The 26,332-nt window shown below is 62.2% G+C and carries 27 protein-coding genes; 8 read left to right on the top strand and 19 right to left on the bottom strand.

The window, feature by feature from the left end:
• Positions 1–29: 29 nt before the first annotated feature.
• From bamA to AC1DYC_RS05765, 8 genes are all read right to left on the bottom strand, one after another.
• Positions 30–2,396, bottom strand: coding sequence for an outer membrane protein assembly factor BamA (bamA, locus tag AC1DYC_RS05800; RefSeq protein ID WP_477404674.1), 2,367 nt, complete (start codon positions 2,394–2,396; stop codon positions 30–32).
• Positions 2,397–2,613: 217 nt separating this feature from the next.
• Positions 2,614–3,756 (bottom strand): RIP metalloprotease RseP, encoded by a 1,143-nt coding sequence (gene rseP, locus AC1DYC_RS05795; RefSeq protein WP_477304285.1) that lies wholly within the window; start codon positions 3,754–3,756, stop codon positions 2,614–2,616.
• 103 nt (positions 3,757–3,859) lie between these two features.
• Positions 3,860–4,675 carry a phosphatidate cytidylyltransferase gene (locus AC1DYC_RS05790; protein WP_477404673.1) on the bottom strand — a complete coding sequence of 272 codons (816 nt, stop codon included), beginning with the start codon at positions 4,673–4,675 and terminating at the stop codon, positions 3,860–3,862.
• An 11-nt stretch (positions 4,676–4,686) separates the two neighbouring features.
• Positions 4,687–5,409, bottom strand: a complete 723-nt coding sequence (locus tag AC1DYC_RS05785; protein ID WP_477404671.1) for an isoprenyl transferase — start codon at positions 5,407–5,409, stop codon at positions 4,687–4,689.
• 31 nt (positions 5,410–5,440) lie between these two features.
• Entirely contained in the window at positions 5,441–5,995 is a 555-nt protein-coding gene (gene frr, locus AC1DYC_RS05780; protein ID WP_023671027.1) for a ribosome recycling factor, read from the bottom strand.
• Between the two features lie 98 nt (positions 5,996–6,093).
• On the bottom strand, positions 6,094–6,816 hold the full coding sequence (gene pyrH, locus AC1DYC_RS05775) for a UMP kinase (protein ID WP_023671026.1): 723 nt from the start codon (positions 6,814–6,816) through the stop codon (positions 6,094–6,096).
• A gap of 153 nt (positions 6,817–6,969) precedes the next feature.
• Entirely contained in the window at positions 6,970–8,079 is a 1,110-nt protein-coding gene (locus AC1DYC_RS05770; RefSeq protein ID WP_477404669.1) for an aldo/keto reductase, read from the bottom strand.
• A gap of 36 nt (positions 8,080–8,115) precedes the next feature.
• Complete coding sequence (locus AC1DYC_RS05765; protein WP_477404667.1) at positions 8,116–8,643, bottom strand: nuclear transport factor 2 family protein; 528 nt, start codon at positions 8,641–8,643, stop codon at positions 8,116–8,118.
• Positions 8,644–8,758: 115 nt separating this feature from the next.
• Between AC1DYC_RS05765 and AC1DYC_RS05760 the strand changes: the two genes are divergently transcribed.
• Positions 8,759–9,685: a LysR family transcriptional regulator gene (locus AC1DYC_RS05760; RefSeq protein ID WP_477404665.1), complete on the top strand. Its 927-nt coding sequence runs from the start codon at positions 8,759–8,761 to the stop codon at positions 9,683–9,685.
• Between the two features lie 37 nt (positions 9,686–9,722).
• Here the strand turns inward: AC1DYC_RS05760 and tsf are convergent, their stop codons facing one another.
• The 5 genes from tsf to AC1DYC_RS05735 all read right to left on the bottom strand — a co-directional run bounded on the left by tsf (position 9,723) and on the right by AC1DYC_RS05735 (position 13,459).
• Complete coding sequence (gene tsf, locus AC1DYC_RS05755) at positions 9,723–10,643, bottom strand: translation elongation factor Ts (protein ID WP_477404663.1); 921 nt, start codon at positions 10,641–10,643, stop codon at positions 9,723–9,725.
• Positions 10,644–10,752: 109 nt separating this feature from the next.
• Positions 10,753–11,535 carry a 30S ribosomal protein S2 gene (gene rpsB, locus AC1DYC_RS05750; protein WP_142865747.1) on the bottom strand — a complete coding sequence of 261 codons (783 nt, stop codon included), beginning with the start codon at positions 11,533–11,535 and terminating at the stop codon, positions 10,753–10,755.
• A gap of 176 nt (positions 11,536–11,711) precedes the next feature.
• Positions 11,712–12,323, bottom strand: coding sequence for a LysE family translocator (locus AC1DYC_RS05745; protein ID WP_477404661.1), 612 nt, complete (start codon positions 12,321–12,323; stop codon positions 11,712–11,714).
• A complete protein-coding gene (locus AC1DYC_RS05740) occupies positions 12,320–12,598 on the bottom strand; it encodes a DUF4031 domain-containing protein (RefSeq protein ID WP_454575006.1) in 279 nt (92 codons plus the stop codon). Before AC1DYC_RS05740 ends, AC1DYC_RS05745 begins: the two co-directional genes overlap by 4 nt.
• Before the next feature lie 30 nt (positions 12,599–12,628).
• Positions 12,629–13,459: a cell envelope integrity EipB family protein gene (locus AC1DYC_RS05735; RefSeq protein ID WP_477404659.1), complete on the bottom strand. Its 831-nt coding sequence runs from the start codon at positions 13,457–13,459 to the stop codon at positions 12,629–12,631.
• A 139-nt stretch (positions 13,460–13,598) separates the two neighbouring features.
• On the opposite strand from AC1DYC_RS05735, the gene AC1DYC_RS05730 reads away from it, so the two are divergent.
• From AC1DYC_RS05730 to AC1DYC_RS05705, 6 genes are all read left to right on the top strand, one after another.
• Positions 13,599–14,063: a RidA family protein gene (locus tag AC1DYC_RS05730; RefSeq protein ID WP_477404657.1), complete on the top strand. Its 465-nt coding sequence runs from the start codon at positions 13,599–13,601 to the stop codon at positions 14,061–14,063.
• Positions 14,064–14,077: 14 nt separating this feature from the next.
• Positions 14,078–14,806, top strand: a complete 729-nt coding sequence (locus AC1DYC_RS05725; RefSeq protein ID WP_477404655.1) for a glycerophosphodiester phosphodiesterase — start codon at positions 14,078–14,080, stop codon at positions 14,804–14,806.
• Between the two features lie 55 nt (positions 14,807–14,861).
• Positions 14,862–16,076, top strand: coding sequence for a GNAT family N-acetyltransferase (locus AC1DYC_RS05720; protein WP_477404653.1), 1,215 nt, complete (start codon positions 14,862–14,864; stop codon positions 16,074–16,076).
• A gap of 100 nt (positions 16,077–16,176) precedes the next feature.
• Positions 16,177–17,850 carry a sulfatase-like hydrolase/transferase gene (locus AC1DYC_RS05715; protein ID WP_477404651.1) on the top strand — a complete coding sequence of 558 codons (1,674 nt, stop codon included), beginning with the start codon at positions 16,177–16,179 and terminating at the stop codon, positions 17,848–17,850.
• 59 nt (positions 17,851–17,909) lie between these two features.
• The gene (locus AC1DYC_RS05710) at positions 17,910–18,332 is read left to right on the top strand and encodes an HIT family protein (RefSeq protein ID WP_477404649.1); all 423 of its coding nucleotides are present in this window, start codon (positions 17,910–17,912) and stop codon (positions 18,330–18,332) included.
• A 105-nt stretch (positions 18,333–18,437) separates the two neighbouring features.
• Positions 18,438–19,547, top strand: a complete 1,110-nt coding sequence (locus AC1DYC_RS05705) for a phosphatase PAP2 family protein (RefSeq protein ID WP_477404647.1) — start codon at positions 18,438–18,440, stop codon at positions 19,545–19,547.
• A gap of 98 nt (positions 19,548–19,645) precedes the next feature.
• On the opposite strand, the gene clpA is transcribed toward AC1DYC_RS05705, so the two are convergent.
• The 4 genes from clpA to AC1DYC_RS05685 form a co-directional block, all read right to left on the bottom strand.
• Positions 19,646–22,114, bottom strand: a complete 2,469-nt coding sequence (clpA, locus tag AC1DYC_RS05700; RefSeq protein WP_477404645.1) for an ATP-dependent Clp protease ATP-binding subunit ClpA — start codon at positions 22,112–22,114, stop codon at positions 19,646–19,648.
• 6 nt (positions 22,115–22,120) lie between these two features.
• Positions 22,121–22,447 carry an ATP-dependent Clp protease adapter ClpS gene (gene clpS / locus AC1DYC_RS05695; RefSeq protein WP_477408183.1) on the bottom strand — a complete coding sequence of 109 codons (327 nt, stop codon included), beginning with the start codon at positions 22,445–22,447 and terminating at the stop codon, positions 22,121–22,123.
• Between the two features lie 276 nt (positions 22,448–22,723).
• Positions 22,724–23,053 carry a phasin family protein gene (locus AC1DYC_RS05690; protein WP_477404643.1) on the bottom strand — a complete coding sequence of 110 codons (330 nt, stop codon included), beginning with the start codon at positions 23,051–23,053 and terminating at the stop codon, positions 22,724–22,726.
• Position 23,054: 1 nt separating this feature from the next.
• On the bottom strand, positions 23,055–23,327 hold the full coding sequence (locus tag AC1DYC_RS05685; protein ID WP_477304253.1) for a hypothetical protein: 273 nt from the start codon (positions 23,325–23,327) through the stop codon (positions 23,055–23,057).
• Between the two features lie 68 nt (positions 23,328–23,395).
• On the opposite strand from AC1DYC_RS05685, the gene AC1DYC_RS05680 reads away from it, so the two are divergent.
• Positions 23,396–24,772, top strand: a complete 1,377-nt coding sequence (locus AC1DYC_RS05680; RefSeq protein ID WP_477404641.1) for an SPOR domain-containing protein — start codon at positions 23,396–23,398, stop codon at positions 24,770–24,772.
• 47 nt (positions 24,773–24,819) lie between these two features.
• Here the strand turns inward: AC1DYC_RS05680 and AC1DYC_RS05675 are convergent, their stop codons facing one another.
• Together AC1DYC_RS05675 and AC1DYC_RS05670 are read right to left on the bottom strand one after the other, a co-directional pair.
• Complete coding sequence (locus tag AC1DYC_RS05675) at positions 24,820–25,518, bottom strand: DnaJ domain-containing protein (RefSeq protein ID WP_477408181.1); 699 nt, start codon at positions 25,516–25,518, stop codon at positions 24,820–24,822.
• Entirely contained in the window at positions 25,518–26,249 is a 732-nt protein-coding gene (locus AC1DYC_RS05670; RefSeq protein ID WP_477404639.1) for a VWA domain-containing protein, read from the bottom strand. Before AC1DYC_RS05670 ends, AC1DYC_RS05675 begins: the two co-directional genes overlap by 1 nt.
• Positions 26,250–26,332: the final 83 nt, after the last annotated feature.

The raw sequence follows: 26,332 nt of genomic DNA, 5'->3' as shown, positions 1-26,332 counted from the left end.
AACGGCCCGGAAGCATCGTTACCCGCGCATTAGAAGCGGCTCGACATGCCGAAGTTGAATTCCTGCACGTCGTCGGTCGACTCTTTCTTGACCGGGATCGCGTAGTCGATGCGGATCGGGCCGAAAGGCGACGACCACAACAAGCCGACACCAACCGAGGCGCGCAGCTTCATGTCTGTTGAAGCTTGAGTGACACCAGCGGTGTCAATCTTGCTGCCGTACAGTGTGGCGGCATCTGCAAACACAGCGCCGCGCAAACCGAAGCTTTCCGGAATGACTGGCACCGGGAACTGGGCTTCCGCCGACGCATTGAAATAGGTGGTGCCGCCGAGATGGTCGCCCGTCAAAGTATCTACAGGGCCAATACCGCCATACTCGAAGCCGCGGATCATGCGATCGCTGCTCTTGAACTGATCGAAGATACGCAAGCCGTTATCGCCATAGCCCGCAATATGGCCAGCGCCGCCTGAGACGAGGCCGACCAGATCCAGCTGTTCGGACAAGGTTTGGTAGACAGTGCCACGACCGCTAACCTTGACGAACTTGGCGTCGCCACCAAGACCGGCCACTTCCACGGTCGTGGTTGCGTAGATGCCCTCATGCGGGCTCTTCATGTCGTCGATGGTGTTGTAAACCAGCCCAAGGCTCACCGACGACTTAATCCATGGGCTTTCGTCAATACCTTCGCGAATTGCAGCAGAAATGTCGCATTTCGATTGATCATAGGCGCCGTTGGTCAAGCAGCCATCATCGTATTTATACTTTTCCTGCGCGATATTGTACGCCAGCTGCGTCGAGATATTATCGGTTATCGGCAAGCCGAAGCGAACGGTCGCGCCCAGCGTCTCGCTGTCGTAGTGCGAGTAGTTGCGGGTCTGCTGGAAGATATCGAAGCCAGCGGCGATACGGCGTCCGAGGAAATAGGGCTCGGTGAAGGAGAGGCTGTAGTCGCGCGAGTTCTTGCCACCGCCGGCGCCGACCTTGATGAACTGGCCGCGACCGAGGAAGTTGCGCTCCGCGACCGATGCTTCGACGGACGGACCAGCGGTGTCACCGCCGGTCGAGTAGCCTGCGCCGACCGAGAACTCGCCGGTCGACTTCTCGACCACGTCAACCACGAGCACGACCTGATCAGGCTCGGAGCCGGGAACAGTCGAGATGTCGACTTTCTCAAAATAATCCAGCGCTTCCAGCCGCTTCTTCGCGCGCTGGATGAGGACCTGGTTGAAGGCGTCGCCTTCGCTGACGTCGAACTCACGGCGAATGACATAGTCGCGCGTGCGATCGTTGCCGCGGATTTCGATGCGCTCGATATAGGCCTTGGTGCCCTGGTCGATCGTATAGACGACCGAAATGGTGTGATTTTCGAAGTTGCGGTCGCCGCGCGGCGTCACCTGGGCGAAGGCATAGCCCGAACCCGCGACCTTCTCGGTCAGCGCGATGATGGTGTCCTCGACATCCTTGGCGTTGTAGACGTCGCCCTTGTGGGTCTGGACCACCGATTCCAGCGACTTCGAGTCGACTTCCGGAATGGTGCTCTCGACGCTGACATCGCCGAACGTATAGCGATCGCCTTCCTGCACGGTGATGGTAACCGTGTACTGGTTGGTCGTGTCGTCGAGCTCACCGACAGCGGAAACCACCTGGAAGTCAGCATAGCCGTGATTGTAGTAGAAGCGACGCAGCGTCTCCTGGTCGGCGCGCAGCTTGTCCTCGTCATAGACGTCGTCGCGCAGCACGAAGGACAGGAAGCTCGAGCGCTTGGTGGCAATGACGTCGGACAGACGACGGCTCGAATAGGCGCTATTGCCGACGAAATTAACCGCGGCGATCTTGGTGCGGCCGCCTTCGTTGATGTTGAAGACCACGTTCACGCGGTTGTCGCCGAGATCCATGATCTGCGTGGTGACAGCGGCGTCGTCACGGCCGATGCGCCTGTAGGCAGCCTTCACCGCCTCGACATCGGAATCCAGCGTTGCCTGCGAGAAGGTGCCGCGCGGCTTCAACTGCACCGCCATTGCCAGCGCATTGTCCTTGAGCTTCTTGTTGCCCTGGAACAGAACCTGGTTCACCACCTGATATTCAGCGACCTTGACCACCAGCGTCGAGCCGACCTGGTTGATCTGGACGTCCGAGAACAAACCGGTGCCGAACAGCGCCTTGACCGCGTCGTCGACATCGGCGCTGGAAAACGCCTTGCCGGGCTTGATCGTGATGTAATTGCGGATGGTGTCGGCGTCGACACGCTGGTTGCCGCTGACCTCGACTCTCGAAACAACGGCCGCTTGTGCCGCGGATGTGGCAACGAACTGCACGGCGAGCGCGCCTGGTACAACCAGAGCGGCGGACATAGCCACCGCGGACGCGGCGCTCAAAAACTTGGATGCTGCCTTCATCGGGCTTTTGTACCTTTTCTCGAAGTCCCCACGGCGAGAAAACCGGACGTGCGGTAATTTCCCCTACCGTATTAACCGGATTTTCCCTACACGCAAGGCTTCTGGTTAATTTGTAATTACTTAACCTTGGTGCGTGGCTTTCGCGTCACTCATACCCCAGTGCATGGTAAACGGCGTCTCAACATTGCCGGTGCCGAAGCCGAATTTCTTCATGATTTCAGCACCCAAACAGATCGTTCCAGAAAACGAAGCCCATAAATCCCAGCACCAGAAAGAGGCCGGCCCGGTACCCCATTTCCATCATCCGTTCCGACACCGGACGCCGGAAGACGGCCTCGATTGCGTAGAACAGGAGATGGCCGCCGTCGAGAGGGGGAATCGGCAAAAGGTTCAAAATTCCGATCCCGACCGACAGTCCGGCAACGAGTTGCACCAGCCATAGGAAGCCCAGCTTTGCCGCCTGCCCCGACATCTTGGCGATCTTGATGGGGCCGCCCAGCTGGCATTTGTCTTCGCGGCCGATGACGAATCGCTGCAGGAACTGGCCGGTGCGCTGAATGACGTGCCCGGTCTCCTCGACCGCCGCGCCTATCGCCCCGATAGGGGTGTAGGTGATCAGCCTGGGCTGACCGACCTCCGTGTTGTTGACGACGCCGATCACCGCCACCTTGGCCTTGTTGCCAAGTGCGTCCAGCTGTTCCATCGGCTCCGGCGTCGCGGTGACGGTAACCTCCTTGCCGTCACGCAGCATGGTGAAGACGATGGCATCGCCGCCGCGGCCTGAAACCAGACGCTGAACGTCGGCAAAGGTCTCGACCTTGCTGCCGTCAACGGCGACGAATCGGTCGCCGGGCAAGATGCCGGCCTTCTCAGCCGGGCTGCCGGCGGTGACTGCCGCCACCGTCGGCTCCAACACCGGGCGGCCAAGGACCGAAAACAGCACGGCAAAGACGGCGATGGTCAGCAGGAAGTTGAACAGCGGTCCGGCGACCACCGTGGCCGCGCGTTTCCAGATCGGCTGGGTGTGGAAGGCGACCTTGCGTTCCGCTTCGGTCAGCTTATCCAGCTCTTCCGTGCCGGGCTGGCTCGACGTGGCGCTCATGTCACCGACGAATTTGACATAGCCGCCGAGCGGTATTGCGCAGAGCTTCCAGCGCGTGCCGTGGCTGTCGTTGAAGCCGAGAAGCTCGGGGCCGAAGCCGATCGAAAAGGCCTTCACGCCAATGCCGCACCAGCGGCCGACAAGGTAATGTCCCATTTCGTGAACGAAGACGACCACGGTCAGCACGAACAGAAACGGCACCAGCGTGCCGAGGACAAAGCCTTCGGTGCTGAAAAACGCGTGAAGAATCTCGTTCAAGTCATGCCCTCAAATCCACCCATGGCAAAAGGTGACGCCGCGACTGTGACATCAATCCAGGCGAATCCGTGGCACGCGCCATTTCTTCGCCGTTAAATACCACTCAAACCGGAAACAGCCCCTGCGCCGGATGATCGGCGCCCGCCGAAATCCAGCCGATGACGTATAGGGCGAAAGCCGCCGCGACAAGCCCGTCCACCCTGTCCATGACGCCGCCGTGCCCTGGTATCAATGCGCTGGAATCCTTACGGCCATGGCGGCGCTTGACCCAGGATTCGAAAAGGTCTCCAGCCTGGGCGACGATCGACAACGCCAACGCGACCAAAGCAAGCACGCCAAGGTTGCCGGCCCCGGCGGCCGCAGCCAGAAGCACGCCGGCGACGACGCCGCCGACAGCGCCGCCAAGCGCCCCGCTCTGCGTCTTGCCGGGTGATATCGATGGTGCGAGCTTGGGACCGCCGACGGCGCGGCCGACGAAATAGGCAAAGATGTCGGTCGCCCAGACCACGGCGAACAGAAACAAGATCGCAACCAGGCCGGACCGGTCGCCGTCGCGCAGCAGCGCCAGCGACAGGCCGGACAGCGCCGCGTAGGCAAGGCCGGCGGCATCCCATTGCGCGGTTCCGCGCATGCGCGCGCCCACCGCCGCGACGACGACCATCGCCAGGACAAGAGACAGCAGCCACGACGCCGGCACGCCGGCGATCAAGGCGCCGACGAAAACCAGCAGCAACGCTTCCGGAACGAATCCCAGGGCTGCACCGGCCGCGGGGCGCGACATGCGCGCCCATTCATAGAAGATGACCGCCGCCATGCCGGCGCAGAGCAGGCGGAACCACAGTCCACCCAACCAGGTCAGGCCAAGCGCAATCGCGGCCAGCACCAGCGCCGAAACGATGCGAAGCTGAAGATTGTTCATCCCGCCGCCGGTCACGAGGCGGCGACGTCTTGGGCGGCCAGCCCGCCGAAGCGGCGCTCGCGGCCAGCATAGTCGCGCAATGCGTCGGCCAGGTGCTCGCGGCTGAAATCGGGCCAGTAGCAAGGCAGGAAGACCAGTTCGCTATAGGCTGCCTGCCACAAAAGGAAATTCGACAGCCGAAGCTCGCCGCTGGTGCGGATGACCAGTTCCGGGTCGGGAATGCCCGCGGTGTCGAGCGAGTTGGCGAAGCTGTCGGCGGTGATCGCCTCTGCGTCGATCTCACCGCGCGCCACGGCGGCTGCGAGCTTGCGCGCGGTGCGCACGATCTCGTCGCGCCCGCCATAGTTGAAGGCGATGATCAGCGTCAGCGCCTGATTGCGGGCGGTCAGCGATTCGGCCTCTTCCAGCAGACCCCTGATGTCGGGCTGCAGCCCTGCCCTGTCGCCGATGATCCTGACGCGCACGCCGCTCTGGTGCAATTCGGCCAGATCGCGGCGGATGAACAGCTTCAACAGCCCCATCAGGTCGCTGACTTCGGATTTCGGACGCGACCAGTTCTCCGACGAAAAGGCATAGACCGTCAGGAAGGAAATGCCGAGACCGGGCGCGGCGCGCACCGTCTTGCGCAGCGCCTCGACGCCGGCGCGATGGCCGGCAAGCCGCGGCATGCCGCGCGCCTTGGCCCAGCGTCCGTTTCCATCCATGATGATCGCGACATGCGCGGGCGTTGCCATGGTCTCGCTTTCGGGCCGGTGTGGGCCGACCCTAAACCTGCATGATTTCAGCTTCCTTGTCGGAAAGCAGGTGATCGATGGTGCTGATAGTCTCGTCGGTCAACTTCTGGACCTGATCGGAGCGCTTGCGCTGATCGTCCTCGCTGATGTCGCCGTCCTTTTCCGCTTTCTTCAAGAAGTCCATACCGTCGCGGCGGACATGGCGCACCGCAACGCGGGCGTTCTCGGCATAGCCGTGCGAAATCTTGACCAGTTCCTTGCGGCGCTGCTCGTTGAGCTCGGGCAGCGGTATCCTGAGATTGGTGCCGTCGACGATCGGATTGAAGCCGAGATTGGATTCTCTGATGGCACGGTCGACGGCGCCGACCATCGACTTGTCCCAGACCGAAACCGAAATCATGCGCGGCTCCGGCACCGACACGTTCGCCACCTGGTTGATCGGCATGGTGGTGCCATAGGCCTGGACCTGGATCGCGTCGAGCAGATTGCTGGAGGCGCGGCCGGTGCGCAGCGAAGCCAGATCGTGCTTGAAGGCTGCGATTGCGCCATCCATGCGCCGCTTGAGGTCGTCGAACTCACCACTCATCTTAGTCTCCTCGACCCGTTTGACCCGGGTTCACTGCTTAGGGCCCGAATAGCCCGCATTCGAAAAACCGATCCCCTTTCCGGAGAATATACTCCGGATCATTCGTCGGCGACGATCGTGCACCGGCCGCCGCCCCTCAGAATATCGCCGAAACCACCTTTTTCGTGGATCGAATAGACGATTATCGGGATGTTGTTTTCGCGCGCAAGTGCAATTGCGGCGGTATCCATGATCGAAAGGCCCTTGTTGATGACTTCAGCATGGCTGATGCGCTCAAAGCGGGTCGCATTCGGATCTTTCTTGGGATCGGCCGAATAGACGCCGTCGACCTGGGTGCCCTTGAACAGGGCATCGGCGCCGATCTCGGCGGCGCGCAAAGCTGCGGCCGAATCGGTGGTGAAGAACGGATTGCCGGTGCCGCCGGCGAAAATCACCACCTTGCCCTGGTTCATATAGGCGGTGGCCTGGCGCTGCGAAAAGCTCTCGCACAGCTCGGGCATGGCGATGGCCGACAGCACAACGGCGTCGACGCCGATCTTGTTCAGCGAGGTGCGCAGCGCCAGCGAGTTGATGACGGTGGCCAGCATGCCCATGTGGTCGCCGGTGACGCGGTCGCCGCCCTTGGACGCCACCGCCACGCCGCGGAAGATGTTGCCGCCGCCAATGACGACGCCGACCTCGATGCCGAGCGCGCGCGCTTCGGCGATGTCGGCGGCGATGCGGTCAACGACCGAGACATCGATGCCGAAATGCTGCTCGCCCATCAACGCTTCGCCCGACGCTTTCAGCAAGACACGTCGATAGAGGGGCTTTGCCGTCATCTGGACCTCGTCATTTATTGCGTGTGGCGTGCCTCAAGCCGGCCACCCTCGCGCGGGCGCCGCCGCTGGCGCGATGCCGAGTTCCGATACACGAAGGGCGCCGCGATGTCACGCGGCGCCCCTTGCCCAATTCGCGTCCCCCGTCGCGGCCTTTCAGTTGCTGGTGATGCTGACGGCGTCGCCTTCGACCAGCAACGGCGGCGCATAGGAAGGCGGCTTGTCGCCGGTCACGGCGCCGCCGGTAACCCGGGCCTGGATTTCGGAGCCGAAATAGGAATACGGGAACGGTGGCGGCGTCTTGCTGACCCTATCCAGCCGCGCGCGAAGCTCGGCGGGAATTGTGAAATCCAGCGCCGCCAGATTGTCCTGCAACTGCGCCAGCTTGGTGGCGCCAAGGATCACGGTGGCGATTCCCGGTTGCGTTGCCACCCAGTTGAGCGCGACCTGAGCCATGCTGCGCCCGAGTTCGGCGGCGACCTTTTCGAGTTCCGCCACGATCGCCCAGTTGCGCTCGGTAAATTTCTGGAACCCTGGATGGGTGGTGTTGCGAAAGCCGTCGAGCCGGCCGGCGTTGCCATCCTGCGTCGGCCGGTACTTGCCGCTGAGCAGCCCGCTGGCCAGCGGGCTCCACACCATGATGCCGGCGCCATGGCCGGTACCGAAGGGCACGAACTCATTTTCGATCGAGCGCTCGGCCAGCGAATATTCCAGCTGCAGGGCCGACACCGGCTCGTAGCCGCGCCATTCGGCGATCGTTTGCGCGCGGGCCGCATACCAGGCCGGCACGTCGGACAAGCCGACATGGCGAATTTTACCGGCACGCACAAGATCATCCATCGTGCGCATAACCTCCTCGGGCGGCGTCAGCCGGTCCCAGACGTGCAGGAGGTAGAGGTCGATATAGTCGGTCCCCAATCGCTTCAGCGAGGCATCGACGGCCCGCAGGATGTTCTTGCGGCCGTTGCCGCCGCCATTCGGGTTGCCGGGTTCCGCGTTGAAGGTGAATTTGGTGGCGATCACCGCTCTATCGCGCAAGCCGCGCTCTGCGATGAATTCGCCGAGCCAGGTTTCGGCGGTGCCACCGGTATAAAGGTCAGCGGTGTCGAAGAAATTGCCGCCGGCCTCGACATAGGCGTCGACCATGGCGCGGGCGGTTTCCCTGTCCGCGCCCCAGCCCCATTCGGTGCCGAAGGTCATGGTGCCCAGCGCAAGCCGGCTCACTCTGAGGCCGCTGTTGCCGAGCGTGTAATAGGTCATGGTCATGGTGTTTCTTCCGATGCTGATCTGAATGATGCCGGCTCACTGGCCGGGTGTCGTCTTGACCCAGGAATTGCCGCGCTCATGCGTGGCGCGGAAAATGAAGCCGTCGACTTTCCAGCCGGCGCCGGAGCGGACCAGATGGTGCTCGTAGGTGCCCCAGACTTCCCACAGCGGGTCGCCATGGCCTTCCATCCGGTTCCAGGCATAGCCATTAGAGGAGACAGTGGCCGCATCCGCCTCAAGAACCACCTGGTGGTTGGTGCGCAGATGCAGGCTGGTCTTGCTGCCCCTGAGATTGCCGGCCCAGGTGCCGATCAGATCGTCGGAGGCAATGGTGGCTGGGGGCTGTCCCGACAGGCTGCTGAAGTCGACGGTGACGCGGTCGGCGAAATAGGAGCGCGCAAGCTTCCAGTCCTGCGCATCGACGGCGCGGTCGATGGCATCGGCGATGCGGATGACGGCGCGTTCGTCAGCCAGCGCACGCCAGCCGGACGGCTCGGCGCCGCCGACATCGGTCGGCGCCAGGGCCAAGCCTGCGGCGAAGGTTAGGTGTTTCAAGGCGTTCATGTTTTTTCTCCCTGGTGCATCTGCCCGCCACCGATGTGTTGGCGACAATATGGTCCGCTACGCCGGCATCGGTAAGATTGCATTGTTTGCATGGACTATGCGATATCGTGCATGAATGGATCGAGATCTGCTCAGCCATCTGCCTGTCATCATTGCCATTGCCCGGCGCGGCGGCTTTGCGCTTGCCGCGGCCGAACTCGGCATGAGCCCGTCCGCCGTCAGCCACGCCGTGCGCCTCGTCGAGGAGCGCATCGGCCAGCCGTTGTTTGCGCGCACGACGCGCAGCGTCTCATTGACGGAAGCCGGCAAGGCGCTGGTGGAGACGGCGGCCCCTGCCCTTCAGGACATTGCAGAGCGGATGGATCGCATCCGCGCCATCAAAGGCCGGCCCTCGGGTCTGCTCAGGCTCAACGTTCCCAACATCGCCGTCCCACTTGCGGTCACGCCTGTGGTTGCGGCGATGGCGGAGCGCTATCCGGATGTGACAGTTGAATTGCTCACCGACCAGGGGCTCATCGACATTGTCGGTGAAGGTTTCGACGCCGGCATCCGGCTGGGCGAGATGATAGCGCAGGACATGGTCACGGTCCGGCTGACGCCACCGTTCAAGGCCGTCATCGTTGCCTCTCCCGCCTATGTCGGCCGGCATGGCCGCCCGCGCGGCGTGGCCGATCTCGCCAATCACAACTGCATCGGCTACCGGCTTGTCCGCTCCGGCGCGCTCTATCGCTGGGATCTGACCGAGGACGGCAAGGATGTCGTGGTAGAGGCGAAGGGCACGGTCATCGTAACGGATTCGCTCGCCGCGATCGACCTTGCGCTTGCCGGCGTCGGGCTGACCTATGTGTTCGAGCCGCTGGTGCGCGCGGATCTTGCCGCAGGCCGGTTGGTGCAGATTCTGCCACAGACGGCGATCGAAGAGCCCGGCCTCTTCCTTTACTTCCCGCGCCGGGCGTCAATGGCGCCGAAGCTCAGGGCCTTCATCGACACCGCACAAGAAATCGGCCGGGCATCCTTGCGGACACCCGACCGAGTTGCCTGAGCTGAGAAGCCCCTTTTCAGGGGCTATTTCTTAAGGATTATTTCTTTACCGCAGCCGCGACTTCCGCCGCGAAATCGGTCTCTTCCTTTTCGATGCCTTCGCCCAGCGCAAAGCGCAGATAGGCGGAGATCTTGGCCGGAGCGCCGATTTCCTTCTCGGCATCCTTGAGCGCCTTCTCGACAGTGATGTCGGGATTGAGCACGAAGGCCTGCTTCAACAGCACGACTTCCTCGTAGAACTTGCGCAGGCGGCCCTCGACCATCTTTTCGATGATCGCTTCCGGCTTACCGGACTGGCGTGCCTGGTCGGCGAAGATCGCCTTTTCGCGCTCGACAGCAGCCGGATCGATCTGTTCGACGGTCAGCGCCATCGGGTTGGTGGCGGCGACATGCATGGCGACCTGGCGGCCAAAAGCGTTGGCCGCATGCTCGTTGCCGGTGGTTTCGATCGCAACCAGCACGCCGAGCTTGCCGAGACCGTCGGCGACCGCGTTGTGGACATAGGTCGCAACCGCACCGTGCGGAACAGTGAGCTTGGCTGAGCGGCGGAAGCTCAGGTTCTCGCCAATGGTGCCGACAGCGTCCTTGATCGTCTCGGTGACCGACTTGTCAGAGCCCGGATACTTTGCGGCGGCGACAGCCTCCGTCGCGCCGTATGCAAGCGCGACCTTGGCGATGTTGCGGACGAGTTCCTGGAACTGCTCGTTGCGGGCAACGAAGTCGGTCTCGGAATTGACCTCGACGATTGCGGCCTCGCGGACGCCGGAATCAACGCCGATCAGGCCTTCGGCGGCAGTACGGCCGGCCTTCTTGTCGGCCTTGGAGATGCCCTTCTTGCGCAGCCAGTCGACGGCCTCTTCCATGTTGCCGTTGGTCTCGGTCAACGCCGCCTTGCAGTCCATCATGCCCGCGCCCGTCAAGTCGCGGAGTTCTTTGACCTGTGCAGCCGAAATGCTCATTGTCGCCTCTTTGTTTTAAATGCACCGACGCACCACCGGTACTCGGTGATGCGTCCGTTTAGCGTGCCAAAATATTAGAAAGATGAAGGCCGGGACCGGCCTTCGACTATCAGGCTTCCGGGGTCTCGGCCGCCGGGGTCGGATCCAGCGCCGGTTCGACCGGAGCTTCGACCGAGGCGCCGATGTCGACGCCGAGCGCGCCCTGCTGGCGAGCGATACCGTCGATGGCAGCCTTGGCGATCAGGTCGCAATAGAGCTGGATGGCGCGGGCCGCGTCGTCATTGCCGGGGATCGGGAAGTCGATCTTATCCGGATCGCAGTTCGAATCGATGATGGCGACGACCGGGATGCCGAGGCGCTTGGCCTCGAGGATGGCGATCGCTTCCTTGTTGGTGTCGATGACGAACATCAGGTCGGGCGTCGAGCCCATGTCCTTGATGCCGCCGAGCGCCTTGTCGAGCTTCTCGCGCTCGCGGTCGAGGTTCAGGCGTTCCTTCTTGGTCAGGCCCTGGGCTTCGCCGGCCAGCATCTCGTCGAGCTTGCGCAGGCGCTGGATCGAATTCGAGATCGTCTTCCAGTTGGTCAGCATGCCGCCGAGCCAACGCGAGTTGACGTAGTACTGGGCCGAACGCTGCGCCGCGTCAGCGACGATGTCCGACGCCTGGCGCTTGGTGCCGACGAACAGCACGCGGCCGCCCTTGGCGACGGTGTCGGAAACCTGCTTCAGCGCCTGGTGCAGCAAAGGCACCGTCTGCGAGAGGTCGATGATGTGGATGTTGTTGCGGGCGCCGTAGATGTAGGGCGCCATCTTCGGGTTCCAGCGATGGGTCTGGTGGCCGAAGTGAATGCCAGCTTCCAAAAGCTGACGCATGCTGAAATCAGGCAGTGCCATTCAAAGTTCCTTTCCGGTTAGCCTCCACGGACACAGGCATTTTTGGACTTTGTCCTCGAACGCCACCGGAGGTTTCAGCCGGATTTCTCCCGGGCAGACACCAAAGTCCGTGTGTGGAATGAGCGCGCATATAGAGGGGAAGGGCGATAAACGCAAGTCGTATGGCGCTTCACCGCTCAGCGTGCGGCAATGAGCGCTCCGGTGCCGATCATGGCGCTGCCGGCAAACCGGTTCATCAGCCGCATGCGTTTGGGCGTCCTGAACCAGCCGGATGCCCTGCCCGCCAGCGCGGCGTAGGTGCCCATGGTGAGGATGTTGACGCTGACGACGACGGCCACCACCAGCAGGCCATCGGCAAAATTCATGGTGTCGAGGTTGAGGATCAGCGGCATGATCGAGGCATGGAACAGAATTGCCTTCGGGTTTCCGAGCGCCACGGACGCGCCGAGCAGGAACGACCGCGACAATCTGGTTTGAGGCATCCCCTGCACAGCCGATTGAGCGGCCGCGGCCCGCCACATCTTGATGCCGAGAAAGATCAGGTAAGCCGCACCGGCATATTTCAGCAGGAGAAACACCCATTCGAACGTCTGGGCCAGCGCCACCAGCCCGAGCAGCGCCAGGGTGACCAGCACGGCATCGCCGGCGGCAATGCCAATTCCGGCGACGAAGGCACGCAGAAAGCCGCGCGACACACCATTGGTGATGACGGTGAACATTGCCGGCCCCGGCGTCGCAGCGGCAAGCGAGACCGCGGCGCAATAAGCCAAAAATGCCGTCAGCGTCATGACCGACCCTTTCCGTTGGGCACCCGCACGCGCCGGAAGATCGCGACGATCTCCTCGCGGCTGCATTCGATGGCGCCGAGCCGCACCGCGCGGTCGCGCTCGAAGCCGGTTATGTCATAATGCGGCGCCGATGTCTTGGGCGGGCCCTGGTAGGATGAACGCTTGACGCCAAGCTCGGCGGCGAAACGATGCAGTTCGTCGGTGTCGTCGGCCATCAAATGGCACCAGCGATGGCCGGCCCACTTCCAGATCGCTGCATCGACATAAACCGCCATCAACCTGCCGTGGCCAGCTCCGCACTGTTGCTATTTCGAGACCGGGCAAGGCTTGGTCTGGTCGAACAGCGACAGGTTGACCAGCTTGCCGGTCATCGAGAACTCGCCATAGTCCATGGTGAGGTCGCGGGTGATGCCGTTCTCGTGCAGCTTGAAGCTGATGCGGTATTCCGGCACCTCTTCGCCCGATTTGTCGGTGGCGTCGAAATAGGCGATGTCGACCGGCCAGTATTTGTCGCCGGCGAGCTTGGCCAGCGCCGGCGCTTCGGGATCAGCCTTGTCACCGTCGGTCTTCTTGCCGACGATGACGGTGGTGGTCATCACCTTGTTGGCGTCTTCCGAGCCGTCGAACAGGCTGGTTTCGTAGAAATTCTCGCCCTTCTCGGCCTTGCCGATCAGTTCGACCAGATGCTGGGTCGGGAACTGGGTGGCGGCAAGTTCGAGGCTATTCTTCTCGGGCTTGTCGATGTCGACCTTGAGGCCCTTGGTCTCTTTCGTGGCGGTGCCCTTGACCTCCTTGTCGAGATTCTGGTCGACGAAGGATTTGGTCACGAACGAGAAGGTCTTGCCTTCCGCATCCTCGAATGTGGTCGTCTGCTGGTCGGTCAGCCTGGTGTTGTCGCCGGTGACGATCTGTGTGACGAAACGGAATTTGACCGTATAGCCCTCGCAGGGCGAGCCATTGAACTCATAGACCATGCGGCCGGAAATGCCAGTGATCCCCGAGCGGTCCGACGCCTTGCTGAGAGTGAGATCGTAGACGGCGCGATGGGCCTGCAGCGCAGGCACCGCAAAGGCGGGAGCCATCGAGAACAGCGCTGGGACAAGAACGGCGTGGAAGGCAAAGCGCGTTGCGCGCATAGGGGGCTCCGATCGTCGCGGCTGATGGCAGGCCGCAGGGAAAGATGGTCCAGCTTAAAAAAAGTCGTGGCGGAAGCGAGGCAAAAATAGCAATTTCGGCCCCGCCCAGCGCGGCGTCTCCAAGCAATAGGGAAATACCATGAGTGAAACAATCGAAAAGCGGCTAAGCGATCTCGGCGTGTCGCTACCGGCCGCCGCAGCACCCGCTGCGAACTATGTGCCCTATTGCAGGTCCGGCAATCTCTTGTTCACCGCCGGGCAGTTGCCGCTCAAGGACGGCAAGCTGCAGACAAGCGGCCTGCTCGGCCGCGACGTCGACACGGCAGCCGGAAAGGAAGGCGCAAAGTACTGCGCAATCAACATTTTGGCACAGGCCAAGGCAGCGCTTGGCGATCTCGAAAAGATCCAGCGCCTGGTCAAGATCACCGTCTTCGTCGCCTCCGCACCGGATTTCGTCGAGCAGCACCTGGTCGCCAACGGCGCCTCCGACTTCCTGGTTGCGGCCCTTGGTGAACGCGGCAAACATGCCCGCTCCGCTGTCGGCACCGCCTCGCTGCCGCTTAATGCCGCAGTGGAAATCGAAGCTATCTTCGAAGTCGCATGAGCAGGGACTGAGCTATGACCGACCTCTCCTGGCTGACCGCCCGCCCCGTGGCGCATCGCGGCCTTCACGACATGAACAAGACGCGCTGGGAGAACACGCTGTCGGCCTTTGCCGCTGCCGCCGAGCGCGGCTATGCGATCGAATGCGACGTGCATTTGTCCTCCGACCGCGTTCCCGTCATCATGCATGATGGCGACCTCAAGCGGCTGACCGGCCAGGACGGCTTCATCTGGCAGCGCACGGCGGCGGAACTGGCGGCCCTCAGGATCGGCGGCACCAAGGACCATGTGCCGACGCTGCAGGAAGCGCTCGACCTTGTCGACGGCCGCGTGCCGATGGTTGTCGAACTGAAGGGCGTGCCCGGCTATGACGAGGGGCTGGTGGCCAGCGTCGGCAAGATGCTCAAGCGCTACAAGGGCAAGGCGGCGATCATGTCGTTCGACCACTGGCTGGTCCGCGATTTCCCGAAAGACGCGCCGGGCATTCCGGGCGGACTGACAGCCTATGGCAAGGATATCGGGCTGATCGAGGCGCATTTCGCCATGCTGGCGCACGACCTTGCCTTCACCTCCTATGCCGCCGGCGATTTGCCGAACCCGTTCGTCAGCTTCGTGCGCGAAAAGCTGAAAATGCCTGTCATCACCTGGACGGTGCATGACCAGCCGGCAGTCGATCTCACCTTCAAATACGCCGACCAGATGACCTTCGAAGGGTTCGAACCCGATCTGGTCAAGGTCGCCTGACAGGAGTGCCTGAAACGTGACTTGTAGCGGCCCGGGCAGAGCTTAAATAAGTCTCATGGATCAGGGTGACGAAGGCGATGGACAAACGGCGAATGCGGAGTTTTCCATCCGCATCGCCGCCGGTATCAATGCCTTCACCTGCGATGAGTGGAACGCCTTTGCCGGCACCACGCGCGGTGGTATAGAAAACGGATATAACCCTCTCGTTTCATACGCTTTTCTGAGCGCACTCGAGGATTCCGGCTGCGCCGTGCGGCGCACCGGCTGGCAGGGTCATCACCTCCGACTGGAGAATGCGCAAGGCAGATTGCTGGGCGCGGTGCCTTGCTATCTCAAATCGCACAGCCAGGGCGAATATGTCTTCGACCACGGCTGGTCGGATGCGTTCGAGCGCGCCGGGGGCCGCTACTATCCAAAATTGCAGTGCGCCGTGCCGTTCTCCCCTGTCACCGGCCCTCGCCTGCTGGTCAGCAGGGGCGAGGATAGCGCGACTGTTAAAGCTGGTCTCGCGGCAGGCCTGAAGGCGGTGACGGAAAAGCTCGGTGTGTCCTCAGCGCACGTCACCTTCGCGCAGGAAAGCGACGTCGCCACCCTCGAAGCATCCGGTTTCCTGCACCGCACCGACCAGCAGTTCCATTTCTTCAACGAGGGCTTTTCGACCTATGACGACTTCCTTGCCACGCTGGCATCGCGCAAGCGCAAGGCGATGAAGAAGGAGCGCCGCGAGGCGCTCGCCAACGACATCTCGATCGACCGGCTGACCGGCAAGGACCTGACCGAAAAGGCCTGGGACGATTTCTTTGCCTTCTACATGGATACCGGCAGCCGCAAATGGGGCCGGCCCTATCTCAACCGCAAGTTCTTCTCGCTGATCGGCGAGCGCATGGCCGACGACATCCTGCTGGTGATGGCCAAACGCAACGGCCGCTACATCGCCGGCGCCATCAACTTCATCGGCTCCGATGCGCTCTACGGACGCAATTGGGGCTGCATCGAGGACCACCCCTTCCTGCATTTCGAGGTCTGCTACCACCAGGCCATCGACTTCGCCATTGAGCGCAAGCTGAAGGTGGTCGAGGCGGGTGCGCAGGGTGAGCACAAGCTGGCCCGCGGCTACCGTCCCGTGACCATGCATTCGGCGCATTACATTGCGCATCCCGGCCTGCGCAACGCGGTGGCCGATTATCTCCGGCGTGAGCGGCGCGAGGTCGAGCGGATGGGCGAAATCCTGGAAGAGCACACGCCGTTCCGCAAGGATCTCGAGGAGTAGCGGTCTGCCGCACCCTGCTTGTTCCACCTCGATTTACCGCAGTAGCAGAATCCGTTAAACAGGCCTTGGGGATGGGTGCATAGGCACCCTCGGGGCTGGCATGCAGGGTTTGGCGTCTTGGGATGCCGGGCAGTGGCTCGGCGCGGCGGGAGTGGCGACCGCCGTGCTTCTGGTCGTCTGGCTCGAAGGCAAGCCGGGTACCTGGCCAATCGGCTTCTCCACATTCTTCCTGCTCTTCGGCCTCCTGCACCTGATGTTTTCAGGGACGATCGTCGCGCTGTGGATGACGCTGGTGCTGACGGCGATCATCGGCACCGCCTCCAAGCTCAAATATCACCATCTTGGATTCAATCTCCTGGCCGGCGATTTCTATCACCTTGCCACGAGCAGCCTGCGCAGCGTTTTTGTCGATCACGCCCGAATGGCGGTCCCTGCCCTCTTGGGCGCGACCGCGGTCGCGACGGCCGCAATCGTCGCCGACATCGAATTCACGGAGGCCGCTACCGCGCTGCCGCAACGCCTTGCCGTGGTCGCCGTAGCTGCCCTTATCTATGTGGCTGTGTTCCGCAAAAGCGGAGGCGCTGCACGATTCCGTTTCGACCTGCTCACCCGAGACCGTGCTCATCTTTCCGCTTTCGTGGCATCGTGGCTCGGCGCCGGACCGTCGCGACGGCCACGCTTTGTCGATATTGCTCCTGATCCGTTGCCGCTGCTGCCGCCGGTGGCTGCAAGGCAGGCGCCGCACGAGATCCGGCCGCACATCGTCATGGTCCTGCATGAATCGACATTCGATCCGAGACAGCATGGCGTGCCGATCGATCAGGCGTTCGAACAGTTCTTTTCGCCGCCGCACGGTCTGTCGGGAGCCTTGCATGTCGACGTTTTTGGCGGCAGCACCCTGCAGACCGAATTTTCGGTGCTGACCGGCCTGTCCTCACTTTCCTTCGGCAGCGACAGCCGTTTCGTCTTCCATGTGCTGGATGGGCGCGTCCACCACGCCCTGCCGTCCGTGCTTTCGGGCCTCGGCTATCACGTATCGCATGTGAGCTGCGACTGGCCCAAATTCGTCAATTGCGATCGCTTCTACAAATCGATCGGATTTGACGAGGTCAGCTACGCAGCAATCCTGCCGCCCCCCTTCGACGTCAAACGCTGGCGGCGCGAACGCCATGACGAACAGCTCTACGACCACGCGCTTGGACGAATTTCACAGCGCATGGCGAGCGGCAAGCCGGGTTTTCTGTCGATCACAACGCTGATGAACCATGGCGATCATCGCCATCGCATCTTTCCCGCCGAACTCCATGCCGAAATCCGGCGCAAAGCCGTCACCACATCGGGCAATGAGAATTATGGCGAATACGCCGTGCGATTGGCCGAGAGCGTCAGGGCCTATGCGGCGTTTCGCAAACAGCTCGAAACCACGTTGAATGGCCAGCCGGCCATCATCGTGCGTTATGGCGATCACCAACCGTCATTCACGGCTGCGCTCACCGGCCTGCCGCCTTCCGACCCTGCCTTGCACAAGACATTTTACGCCATCGAAGCCGTCAACAGCGTGTTGCCTGACGATCTCTCTGCCCCTGCCATCCTCGACGCGGCTTTCCTGTCGACATTGACGGTCGCGGCTGCGCGCCTGCCGCTCGATCCTGTATTCGCGACCCGGACGGCGCTGCTGACGGAGTGTGTCGGTCCCTATTTCGCCAACGAGTCGCTGCGCAAAAGGCGTTTCCACCGGGCTCTGGTTGATGGGGGAATGGTCGATCTCACCTGACCGTCTTGCCGGTCCGGGGCAGCTTCGCTACACCGGGAGCATACTCCCGGAGCGCCGCCATGACCTACGACCCCAGCAATATCTTCGCAAAGATCCTGCGTGGCGAAATCCCCTCGCACCGCGTCTACGAGGATGACGGGGTGGTCGCCTTCATGGATGTGATGCCGCAAGGGCCCGGGCACACGCTGGTGGTGCCGAAGGCGCCGTCGCGCAACCTGCTCGATGCCGATCCGGCGACGCTCGGTCCGCTGTTCACGACGGTCCAGAAGGTCGCGCTGGCGGTCGAAAAAGCTTTCGGCGCCGATGGCGTCACCATCCTGCAGTTCAACGAACCGGCCTCCGGCCAGACTGTCTATCACCTGCATGTCCATGTCATCCCGCGCTTCGACGGCGTCGCCTTGAAGCCACATACGGGACAGATGGAGAAGCCCGAAGTGCTGGCTGAAAACGCGGGCAAGATCCGGGCCGCGCTGAACGATTGAAGGCGGGGCGTGCCCCGAGGCGAGGCGCTCAGGCAGAATCCCCCTACGTCGGTTAGGAAATATCAAACCACCCCGTGGTAGCGTGCCGTACCGAGGTGCGTTTGGGTGTTCAAAATCGTGGAAAATTCGGTCGCGACATCAGGGCCGTTGGCAAAAGCAGCTGCCGGGCGGGTCTTTCTGAGCATCTTGGCTGACGCATACCGGCGACACCGCCTGCTGCACGTGATGGCCATCGTTGCCTTGCTCTTGGCGGCCACGGTCGGCCTGCGTACCGGAAACATGCCGGATTTCAGCGTGCTGGAAGACTACGCCCTATACCTTCTCTTCGCTTTCTGGATCGGCGGCTGCGCCTTCGCACTCGGCAGTTTTTTTCACCTTGCACTCGTCAAGCGGGATCGCGAACCGCTCGGCACTTTTCTGAGATCGATGGGTGGCGTCTTCGGCAACGCCGAGCGCAACGCCAACAGCCTGAATGGTCTGGCCGCCAGCATTGCGCTCATATCCGCTTTCGGTGTGTTGAAAGGCGCGATCGCGATCCTTTCGCCATTCGCATGGGACCACGCATTGGCTCAGGCCGACCGGGCGCTGCATTTCGGTCGAGCGCCCCATGAATGGCTATGGTTTATCGTCCAGTCGCCGCTCGCCGTAAGAGCGTTCAACCTGGCTTACAATTCCTGGTTCGTCGTCCTTATCGCCTCGGTCTTCATCGCCTGTATCACGCGCAAGGACACGAAGCTGCGCCACCAGTTCCTGATGAGCTTCATGCTCGTATGGATACTGGCGGGTTTCTTCCTGGCGATGGGCCTGTCTTCGGCAGGGCCGTGCTTTTACGAGCGACTGGGGCTGGGCAGCGACTACCATCCCCTGATGCAAGCGCTGGCTGCTGCCGATCGCATCTATCCGATCTGGGCGCTGAGCACGCAGGACATGTTGTGGAGCGGCTATATCGGGGCGACCAAAGGCAGTATCGGCATATCCGCCTTCCCGTCCATGCATGTGGCGATGGCGGTGCTTTTCGCGCTTTATGCAACGGGCCGCTCGCGGTTGGTCGGCTTGTTGATGTGGGCATTCGCCGCAATCATCATGGTCGGTTCGGTCATCCTTGGCTGGCACTACGCCGTGGATGGCTATGCGAGCGTGCTGATCTCGATCGCCATCTGGAAGGCGTGCGGTCATTTCCTGGCCCGCTTTGCACCCGACGGCGTCGCCGCCTGACCTGAAGCAGCCGACCTGAAAGCAGCGGCCCTGCTTCGGCAAACCGGCCAGCCATGAAAAAAGGCCCCGTCACCGGGGCCTTTTCATTGGCGAACTTGTTAGCCCTTGCGTGGCAATTGCGGCACCAGGCTGCGCTTGCCGCCATCCTTGCCTTTGGGCTCTGGCTTTTGCGCCACCGCCTTCTTGGCGACGGCCTTCTTTGCCGCCGCCTTGCGGGCGGCTTTCGGCGCCTCTTCCGGCTCCTGCTTGGGCTGCACCGGCGCTTCGTCGGCCAGCGATTCGAGCTTCAGGCCGGTTTCGCCGGTTTCCCTCTTCTCGACGGTGACGCGCACCGTGCCGCCCTTCTTGAGCTTGCCGAACAGCACCTCGTCGGCCAACGGCTTCTTGATGTGCTCCTGGATGACCCGGCCGAGCGGCCGCGCACCCATGCGCTCGTCATAGCCCTTGTCGGCCAGCCAGGCGATCGCGTCCGGCGACAGGTCGAAGGTGACGCCGCGCTCGGAGAGCTGGGCCTCGAGCTGCATCACGAACTTCTGCACCACCTGATGGATGACCGGCACCGGCAGCGAGCCGAACGGGATGATCGCATCGAGACGGTTGCGGAACTCCGGCGTGAACAGCCGGTTGATCGCCTCGACATCGTCGCCTTCGCGCTTGGTCGACCCGAAACCGATCGCCGCGCGCTGCGCATCCGATGCGCCCGCATTGGTGGTCATGATCAGGATGACATTGCGGAAGTCGATCTGCTTGCCGTTGTGGTCGGTCAGCTTGCCGTGATCCATAACCTGCAACAGGATGTTGAACAGGTCGGGATGCGCCTTCTCGACTTCGTCCAGCAAAAGCACGCAGTGCGGATGCTGGTCGACGCCGTCGGTCAACAGGCCGCCCTGGTCGAAGCCGACATAGCCGGGAGGCGCGCCGATCAGCCGCGAAACGGTGTGGCGTTCCATATATTCCGACATGTCGAAGCGGATCAGCTCGACGCCGAGCGACGCCGCCAACTGTTTGGCGACTTCGGTCTTGCCGACGCCGGTCGGACCCGAGAACAGGTAGGAGCCGATCGGCTTTTCCGGTTCGCGCAGGCCGGCGCGTGCCAGCTTGATCGCCGAGGTCAGCGCGGTGATCGCGGTGTCCTGGCCATAGACGACGCGCTTCAGCTCGACATCGAGACCCTGCAGCACCTTCTCGTCGTCGGCCGAAACCGTCTTCGGCGGGATGCGCGCCATGGTGGCGATCGTGGCTTCGATTTCCTTGATGCCGATCGTCTTCTTGCGCTTGGCTTCCGGCACCAGCATCTGCGAGGCACCGGTCTCGTCGATCACGTCGATCGCCTTGTCCGGCAGCTTGCGGTCGTTGATGTAGCGCGCCGACAGCTCCACCGAGGCCTTGATCGCCTCGTTGGTGAACTTCACCTTGTGGAACTCCTCATAATAGGGCTTGAGGCCCTTCATGATCTCGATGGCGTCCTCGATGGTCGGCTCGTTGACGTCAATCTTCTGGAAGCGCCGCACCAGTGCGCGGTCCTTCTCGAAGAACTGGCGGAACTCCTTGTAGGTGGTCGAGCCGATGCAGCGGATGGCGCCCGAAGACAAAGCCGGCTTCAACAGGTTCGACGCATCCATGGCGCCGCCCGAGGTGGCGCCGGCACCGATGACGGTGTGGATCTCATCGATGAACAGCACGGCGCCCGGATAGTCCTCGAGCTCCTTGACGACCTGCTTCAGCCGCTCTTCGAAATCGCCGCGATAGCGGGTGCCGGCGAGCAGCGTGCCCATGTCGAGCGCGAAGATGGTGGCGTCCTGCAGCACTTCCGGCACGTCGCCTTCGACGATCCGCTTGGCCAGGCCTTCGGCAATCGCCGTCTTGCCGACGCCGGGATCGCCGACATAGAGCGGGTTGTTCTTGGAGCGGCGGCACAGCACCTGGATGGTGCGGTTGATCTCGCTCTCGCGGCCGATCAGCGGATCGATCTTGCCGGCCTTGGCCTTGTTGTTGAGGTTGACGCAATAAGCCGTCAGCGCATCCTGCTGCTGCTTCTTCTTGCCACCTTCCTCTTGCGGCTCGGCGCCGTTCTGGCCGCCCTGCTCGTCATCGGCGCCGCGCGGCGAGCGCGTTTCCGATGCGCCGGGGCGCTTGGCGATGCCGTGTGAGATGTAGTTGACCGCGTCGTAACGGGTCATCTGCTGTTCCTGCAGGAAATAGGCGGCATGGCTCTCGCGCTCGGCAAAGATGGCGACGAGCACGTTGGCGCCGGACACTTCCTCGCGGCCGGATGACTGCACATGGATCACGGCGCGCTGGATGACGCGCTGGAAGCCGGCGGTCGGCTTGGAATCCTCATCGTAACCGGTGACGAGGTTGTCGAGCTCGGTGTCGATATAGGTCAGAACGGTGTGCTTCAGCTCGTCGAGATCGACGTTGCAGGCGCGCATGACGGCGGCTGCCTCGGTGTCGTCGATGAGCGCGAGCAGCAGATGTTCAAGGGTTGCATATTCATGGTGCCGCTCATTGGCGAGCGTCAGCGCCTGGTGAAGCGCCTTTTCCAGGCCTTGGGAGAAAGCCGGCATGTTACCTCACTTCTTCTCCATCACGCATTGCAGCGGATGCTGATTCTGTCGGGCGAAATCCATGACCTGGGACACTTTGGTCTCGGCCACCTCGAATGTATAGACCCCGCACTCGCCCACTCCATGATTATGAACATGAAGCATGATGCGTGTGGCGGCTTCGCGGTCCTTTTGAAAAAAACGCTCCAGGACGTGAACCACGAACTCCATGGGCGTGTAGTCGTCGTTGAGGATAAGGACCCGATAAAGGCTAGGCTTCTTGGTCTTGGTTTTCGTGCGCGTAATGACAGCCGTGCCGCGACCGGCCTCATTGCCGTCGCCGTCATTTTGCATCCGCACCACGCTTGTCGTGGCAGTCAAACCTGAAGTCACGTAATCCTGCCTCTTTCGAATCCCCATGCGAGTTCGACATGTAGGTGTTCGATGGACGATTTTAAGCCCTTCTTGTTAGCTGACAATATGGCTAGGTGGGCAAACCGGGGCGATTTTCAAAATCGTGAACCACTAAAGCGCCGGAATTGAAAACGGCATGAAAAAACCCGGCCGCGCATCCGCGACCGGGTCTGTTTTGCAAGCCCGAAAGGCCGTGCCTGGTATTTTGAGGCGAAATTACTTCGCCTTGGCGACAATCGATTCGAAGGGCTTGTAGGCCTCCTTGGCGAGCTCGGCATAGAGATCGCCGAACTTGGTCGCCTCGGCGACGAAGCTCTCATAGCTCTGCTTGGCGAAGTCGGACTGGATCTCGATCGCCTTTTCCAGCGACTTGGCGGAGATCAGCTTTTCGACCGCGGCGCTGCCGGCTTCGAAGCTCTTCTTGGTGTATTCGCCAGCTTCGGCGGCGATCGCCTGCGCGCCCTTGGAGAGCGAAGCGAAGCTCTTCAATCCGGTGTCGGCAAACTCTTTGCCGTATTTCGAGAAGTCCTCATAGGTCTGGGTCATTTCACGTCTCCCTTGGCGGTTTTAAAGCGCCCCTTGCCTGAGCGCAGTTGTGCAATGCAGGAGAATATATTGTGCGCTGCACAAAAGTCAAGATTTCCGCGGCATCGGGCCGCGCTGCGCCGGCAAACGCTAAAATTCGAATAAAGAAAGGCTCAAGCCCGAGGAAAATGGTGAACGCGCCGGTTACCATAAACGGATTGGTAACGCAGGCCGCGATAGTTTGACGGCAAGTGAGGTCGGATCCCTTTGCCGCCTCCAGGGCAATGAGTTTCAAAGGAACTATCAGTGCGTCAGGCGTTGTCGGTCTTCGGTTCAAAATCCGCATCTTCCCTCAAAACGATCATGATCCTCGCTTTGGCGATGACATTCGTCGTTGCGGATGTCGCATCGTCGATGGCCGCCAGATCGTCGGCGATCGTCGTCGATGCCAAGACCGGCAAGGTGCTTTATTCGTCCGATGCCAATGGCCGGCGCTACCCCGCGTCGCTGACCAAGATGATGACGCTCTATCTGACCTTCGAGGCTCTGGCGAAGGGCAGGATCAGCAAGAACACGCCGGTGCCGTTTTCGGCAAAAGCAGCGGCCGAGCCCCCGACCAAGCTCGGCGTCAAGGCCGGCGGAGCGGTTTCAGTCGAGACCGCCATCTTGTCGATGGTGACCAAGTCGGCCAATGATTCGGCGACCGCGCTCGGCGAACTGCTCGGCGGCAGCGAGAGCAATTTCGCCCGCATGATGACGGCCAAGGCGCGGCAGCTCGGCATGGACGGCACCGTGTTTCGCAATGCCAACGGCCTGCCCGATCCCGGCCAGTTCACCACCGCCCACGATATGGCGATGCTCGGCATCGCGCTCAGGGAGCATTATCCGCAATATTACGGCTATTTCTCGCAACGCTCCTTTCTCTATGGGCGCCAGCGCATCAACGGCCACAACCGGCTGCTCGGCCGCATCAAGGGCGTCGACGGCATCAAGACCGGTTACACCCGCGCCTCTGGCTTCAACCTGGTTTCGTCGGTTTCCGACGGCAACCGCCGCCTCGTCGCCGTCGTCATGGGTGGCACGTCGGGCCGCAGCCGCGACAACCAGATGGCCGGGCTGATCAACGCCTACATGCCGCGCGCATCGACCCGCGGCGGCGGTGCCCTGGTCGCCAAGGCTGGCGGCGACAATCCGATCAAGGCGCTGGCCAAGGTTTTCCTGCCCAAGCACGACGCACCGACGCCGGACGACAAGCCGATGGTTGAAGACGATGCCGTGGCGTCCAACGACGATCCGACATCTGCTGACGAGCAGCCTGACGAACAGACAGTAGCCGCAGCTGAAGAGCCCGCACCCGTCGTCAAGACCAGGAAGGTCAAGACCGTCATCGTGACGGCGCCCAAGGTCGAAACGGCACAAATGGTTGCGGCCTACGCCGAGCCTACGCCAGCATCCCCTCCGGCGGTCGATCCGGTCAACACGGCCTCGGTGCCGTCGGGTTGGGCGGTGCAGGTGGCGTCGTCGCCCAAGCAGTCCGAAGCCCAGGCTTTCCTCGATAAGACCGCCAAGCAGGCGCCGAAGATCCTTGCATCCGCCTCCGGTTTTACGGTCGCTTTCGACAAGGATGGCGAGACCTACTACCGCGCCCGGTTCGGCGGTTTCGGTTCCAAGGATGCCGCCTGGAATGCCTGCAACGCTTTGAAGAAGAAGAAAATTACCTGCTACGCCGTCCAACAGTAGGACGGCGTCGAGGACCATCTCCCGGAAATTTACTGCGTCGAAGGAGACTAGTTGTGATTGGAGAGCAAGACGTCCTTGGCTTCGTTGATCCGCGCCGCCAGGAAAGACGTGCCGCCGATGTCGGGGTGCAGGCGCTGCATCAGGCGGCGGTGCGCCTTGCGGACATCCGCCGCGGCGGCCCCCGCTTCAAGACCAAGGACCTTGTAGGCCTCCTCCTTAGTCATGGCGCCCGCACCTGGCGCAACACCCAGCCCTTCGCCACCGTTCGCCTCAGCGTCTTTGCGCCAGACGGGAAAACGGCCGTCAAGATACGTCTCTAGGAGTTGGCGGCTCTCCGGATCGCCGGGGAGCTCGCGGTAAAGCTGCTGCAGCTCCGCCATGCCCATCGCGCCCAGCATCTTGCCTTCATGGCGGCCGGCCAGAACCAGGCCTTCAAGCCCGCCCGTATCGTGATCCAGCTCCATCTCCAGTGCGGCGGTGCGCACCGTCGAGCGCTTGCCAGGCGCCAGCCCGACCGTGGGCCGCTTCATCCGCACCGAACCATACCAGGCAAGGGCCGCGGCCAGGATGAGACCGGCAATGCCTTCGCGGCCGACCACCAGCACCGCGAGGCCAAACAGCGCCAGAAGCACCGGGCCGAGCGTGCGCATGCCGCTTGCCAGTTTTTGCGGGTCGGCGCGCACGAAAATCGTCGCCGCGCCTAGCAGCACCAGAAACAGTGCAACAATTGCAATGATTGCGCCCATCAATTCCCGCCGCCCTTGAGATGCTCGATCAACAGCCGGTCTCCCGGCCGGTCCCTTGCCTCGAGCGCCTTCAATCCACCGGTCGCATAGACGGCGACGGCTGAAAGCAGTCCGGCCAGGGTCGCGGCAGCCCGCCGGTCGAACCGGAACCAAGCCCCTTTGGACAGCCGCGCGATCTCCTTGAACGCTTTTTCTGCGCCGGAATCATGACCTTCCTGGAAGACGAAGACGGGAACGCCGTGCAGGCCGAGGCTGCCGGCCTTCTGCGCCAGGTCGTCGATGTCCTCTTCCATGGCGTCGCCGATATAGACCAGCGCATTGACCTTGGCCGTCGCCGTTTCCTTCAGCGCATGCGCCAGCACCTTGCCGATCTGGGTGTGGCCGGCGCGGCAGTCGATCCGGGTCATCAATTGCTTCAGGGCATTGGTGTTGGCAACGAAGGCCGATGACCGGCATTCGCCCAGCCCGCGAAAATAAGCCAGTTGGACGCTGAGGGTTCCGGCCTTGCCGACGGCATCGAACATTTCGCCTTGCAGCTTGGTGGCGAGATCCCAGGTCGGCTGGCGGCTCATCGTCGCGTCGAGCGCCAGGATCAGCCGCCCGGAGCCGGTCGCGGACGCAGCAAGCGACCGCGCCTGGCGGATAAAGGCGTCGATCTCGCCGGCATTGGATTGAGGCTTGACCGGCGCAGGATTGGCCCTCGCGGGCACGGGCTGCTTTTTGTCGCTCATGAAATTCAAGATGTGGCGTTGCCGGCCCGCTTGCAAGTCCAGCCTTGGACAAGATGAAGGGCCAGCGATCAGCGCTGGGGGAG

Source organism: Mesorhizobium sp. P2_E7 (genome assembly GCF_056403855.1).
Note: the sequence above shows the minus strand (reverse complement) of the source record. Positions and strands in the feature narration are given on the sequence as shown.

Bases quoted from the DNA above. Each gene is read 5' to 3' on its own strand.
- AC1DYC_RS05680 (WP_477404641.1), top strand. From the start codon at position 23,396: ATGATCCTCGCTTTGGCGATGACATTCGTCGTTGCGGATGTCGCATCG.
- AC1DYC_RS05760 (WP_477404665.1), top strand. From the start codon at position 8,759: ATGGATCGAGATCTGCTCAGCCATCTGCCTGTCATCATTGCCATTGCC.
- pyrH (WP_023671026.1), bottom strand. From the start codon at position 6,816: ATGACGGCAAAGCCCCTCTATCGACGTGTCTTGCTGAAAGCGTCGGGC.
- AC1DYC_RS05785 (WP_477404671.1), bottom strand. From the start codon at position 5,409: ATGGCAACGCCCGCGCATGTCGCGATCATCATGGATGGAAACGGACGC.
- AC1DYC_RS05740 (WP_454575006.1), bottom strand. From the start codon at position 12,598: ATGGCGGTTTATGTCGATGCAGCGATCTGGAAGTGGGCCGGCCATCGC.
- AC1DYC_RS05690 (WP_477404643.1), bottom strand. From the start codon at position 23,053: ATGACCCAGACCTATGAGGACTTCTCGAAATACGGCAAAGAGTTTGCC.
- AC1DYC_RS05735 (WP_477404659.1), bottom strand. From the start codon at position 13,459: ATGCGCGCAACGCGCTTTGCCTTCCACGCCGTTCTTGTCCCAGCGCTG.
- tsf (WP_477404663.1), bottom strand. From the start codon at position 10,643: ATGAGCATTTCGGCTGCACAGGTCAAAGAACTCCGCGACTTGACGGGC.
- frr (WP_023671027.1), bottom strand. From the start codon at position 5,995: ATGAGTGGTGAGTTCGACGACCTCAAGCGGCGCATGGATGGCGCAATC.
- AC1DYC_RS05710 (WP_477404649.1), top strand. From the start codon at position 17,910: ATGACCTACGACCCCAGCAATATCTTCGCAAAGATCCTGCGTGGCGAA.
- AC1DYC_RS05725 (WP_477404655.1), top strand. From the start codon at position 14,078: ATGACCGACCTCTCCTGGCTGACCGCCCGCCCCGTGGCGCATCGCGGC.
- AC1DYC_RS05670 (WP_477404639.1), bottom strand. From the start codon at position 26,249: ATGAGCGACAAAAAGCAGCCCGTGCCCGCGAGGGCCAATCCTGCGCCG.
- AC1DYC_RS05765 (WP_477404667.1), bottom strand. From the start codon at position 8,643: ATGAACGCCTTGAAACACCTAACCTTCGCCGCAGGCTTGGCCCTGGCG.
- AC1DYC_RS05715 (WP_477404651.1), top strand. From the start codon at position 16,177: ATGCAGGGTTTGGCGTCTTGGGATGCCGGGCAGTGGCTCGGCGCGGCG.
- AC1DYC_RS05730 (WP_477404657.1), top strand. From the start codon at position 13,599: ATGAGTGAAACAATCGAAAAGCGGCTAAGCGATCTCGGCGTGTCGCTA.
- AC1DYC_RS05675 (WP_477408181.1), bottom strand. From the start codon at position 25,518: ATGGGCGCAATCATTGCAATTGTTGCACTGTTTCTGGTGCTGCTAGGC.
- AC1DYC_RS05720 (WP_477404653.1), top strand. From the start codon at position 14,862: ATGGATCAGGGTGACGAAGGCGATGGACAAACGGCGAATGCGGAGTTT.
- clpA (WP_477404645.1), bottom strand. From the start codon at position 22,114: ATGCCGGCTTTCTCCCAAGGCCTGGAAAAGGCGCTTCACCAGGCGCTG.
- clpS (WP_477408183.1), bottom strand. From the start codon at position 22,447: ATGCAAAATGACGGCGACGGCAATGAGGCCGGTCGCGGCACGGCTGTC.
- AC1DYC_RS05745 (WP_477404661.1), bottom strand. From the start codon at position 12,323: ATGACGCTGACGGCATTTTTGGCTTATTGCGCCGCGGTCTCGCTTGCC.
- rpsB (WP_142865747.1), bottom strand. From the start codon at position 11,535: ATGGCACTGCCTGATTTCAGCATGCGTCAGCTTTTGGAAGCTGGCATT.
- AC1DYC_RS05770 (WP_477404669.1), bottom strand. From the start codon at position 8,079: ATGACCATGACCTATTACACGCTCGGCAACAGCGGCCTCAGAGTGAGC.
- bamA (WP_477404674.1), bottom strand. From the start codon at position 2,396: ATGAAGGCAGCATCCAAGTTTTTGAGCGCCGCGTCCGCGGTGGCTATG.
- AC1DYC_RS05790 (WP_477404673.1), bottom strand. From the start codon at position 4,675: ATGAACAATCTTCAGCTTCGCATCGTTTCGGCGCTGGTGCTGGCCGCG.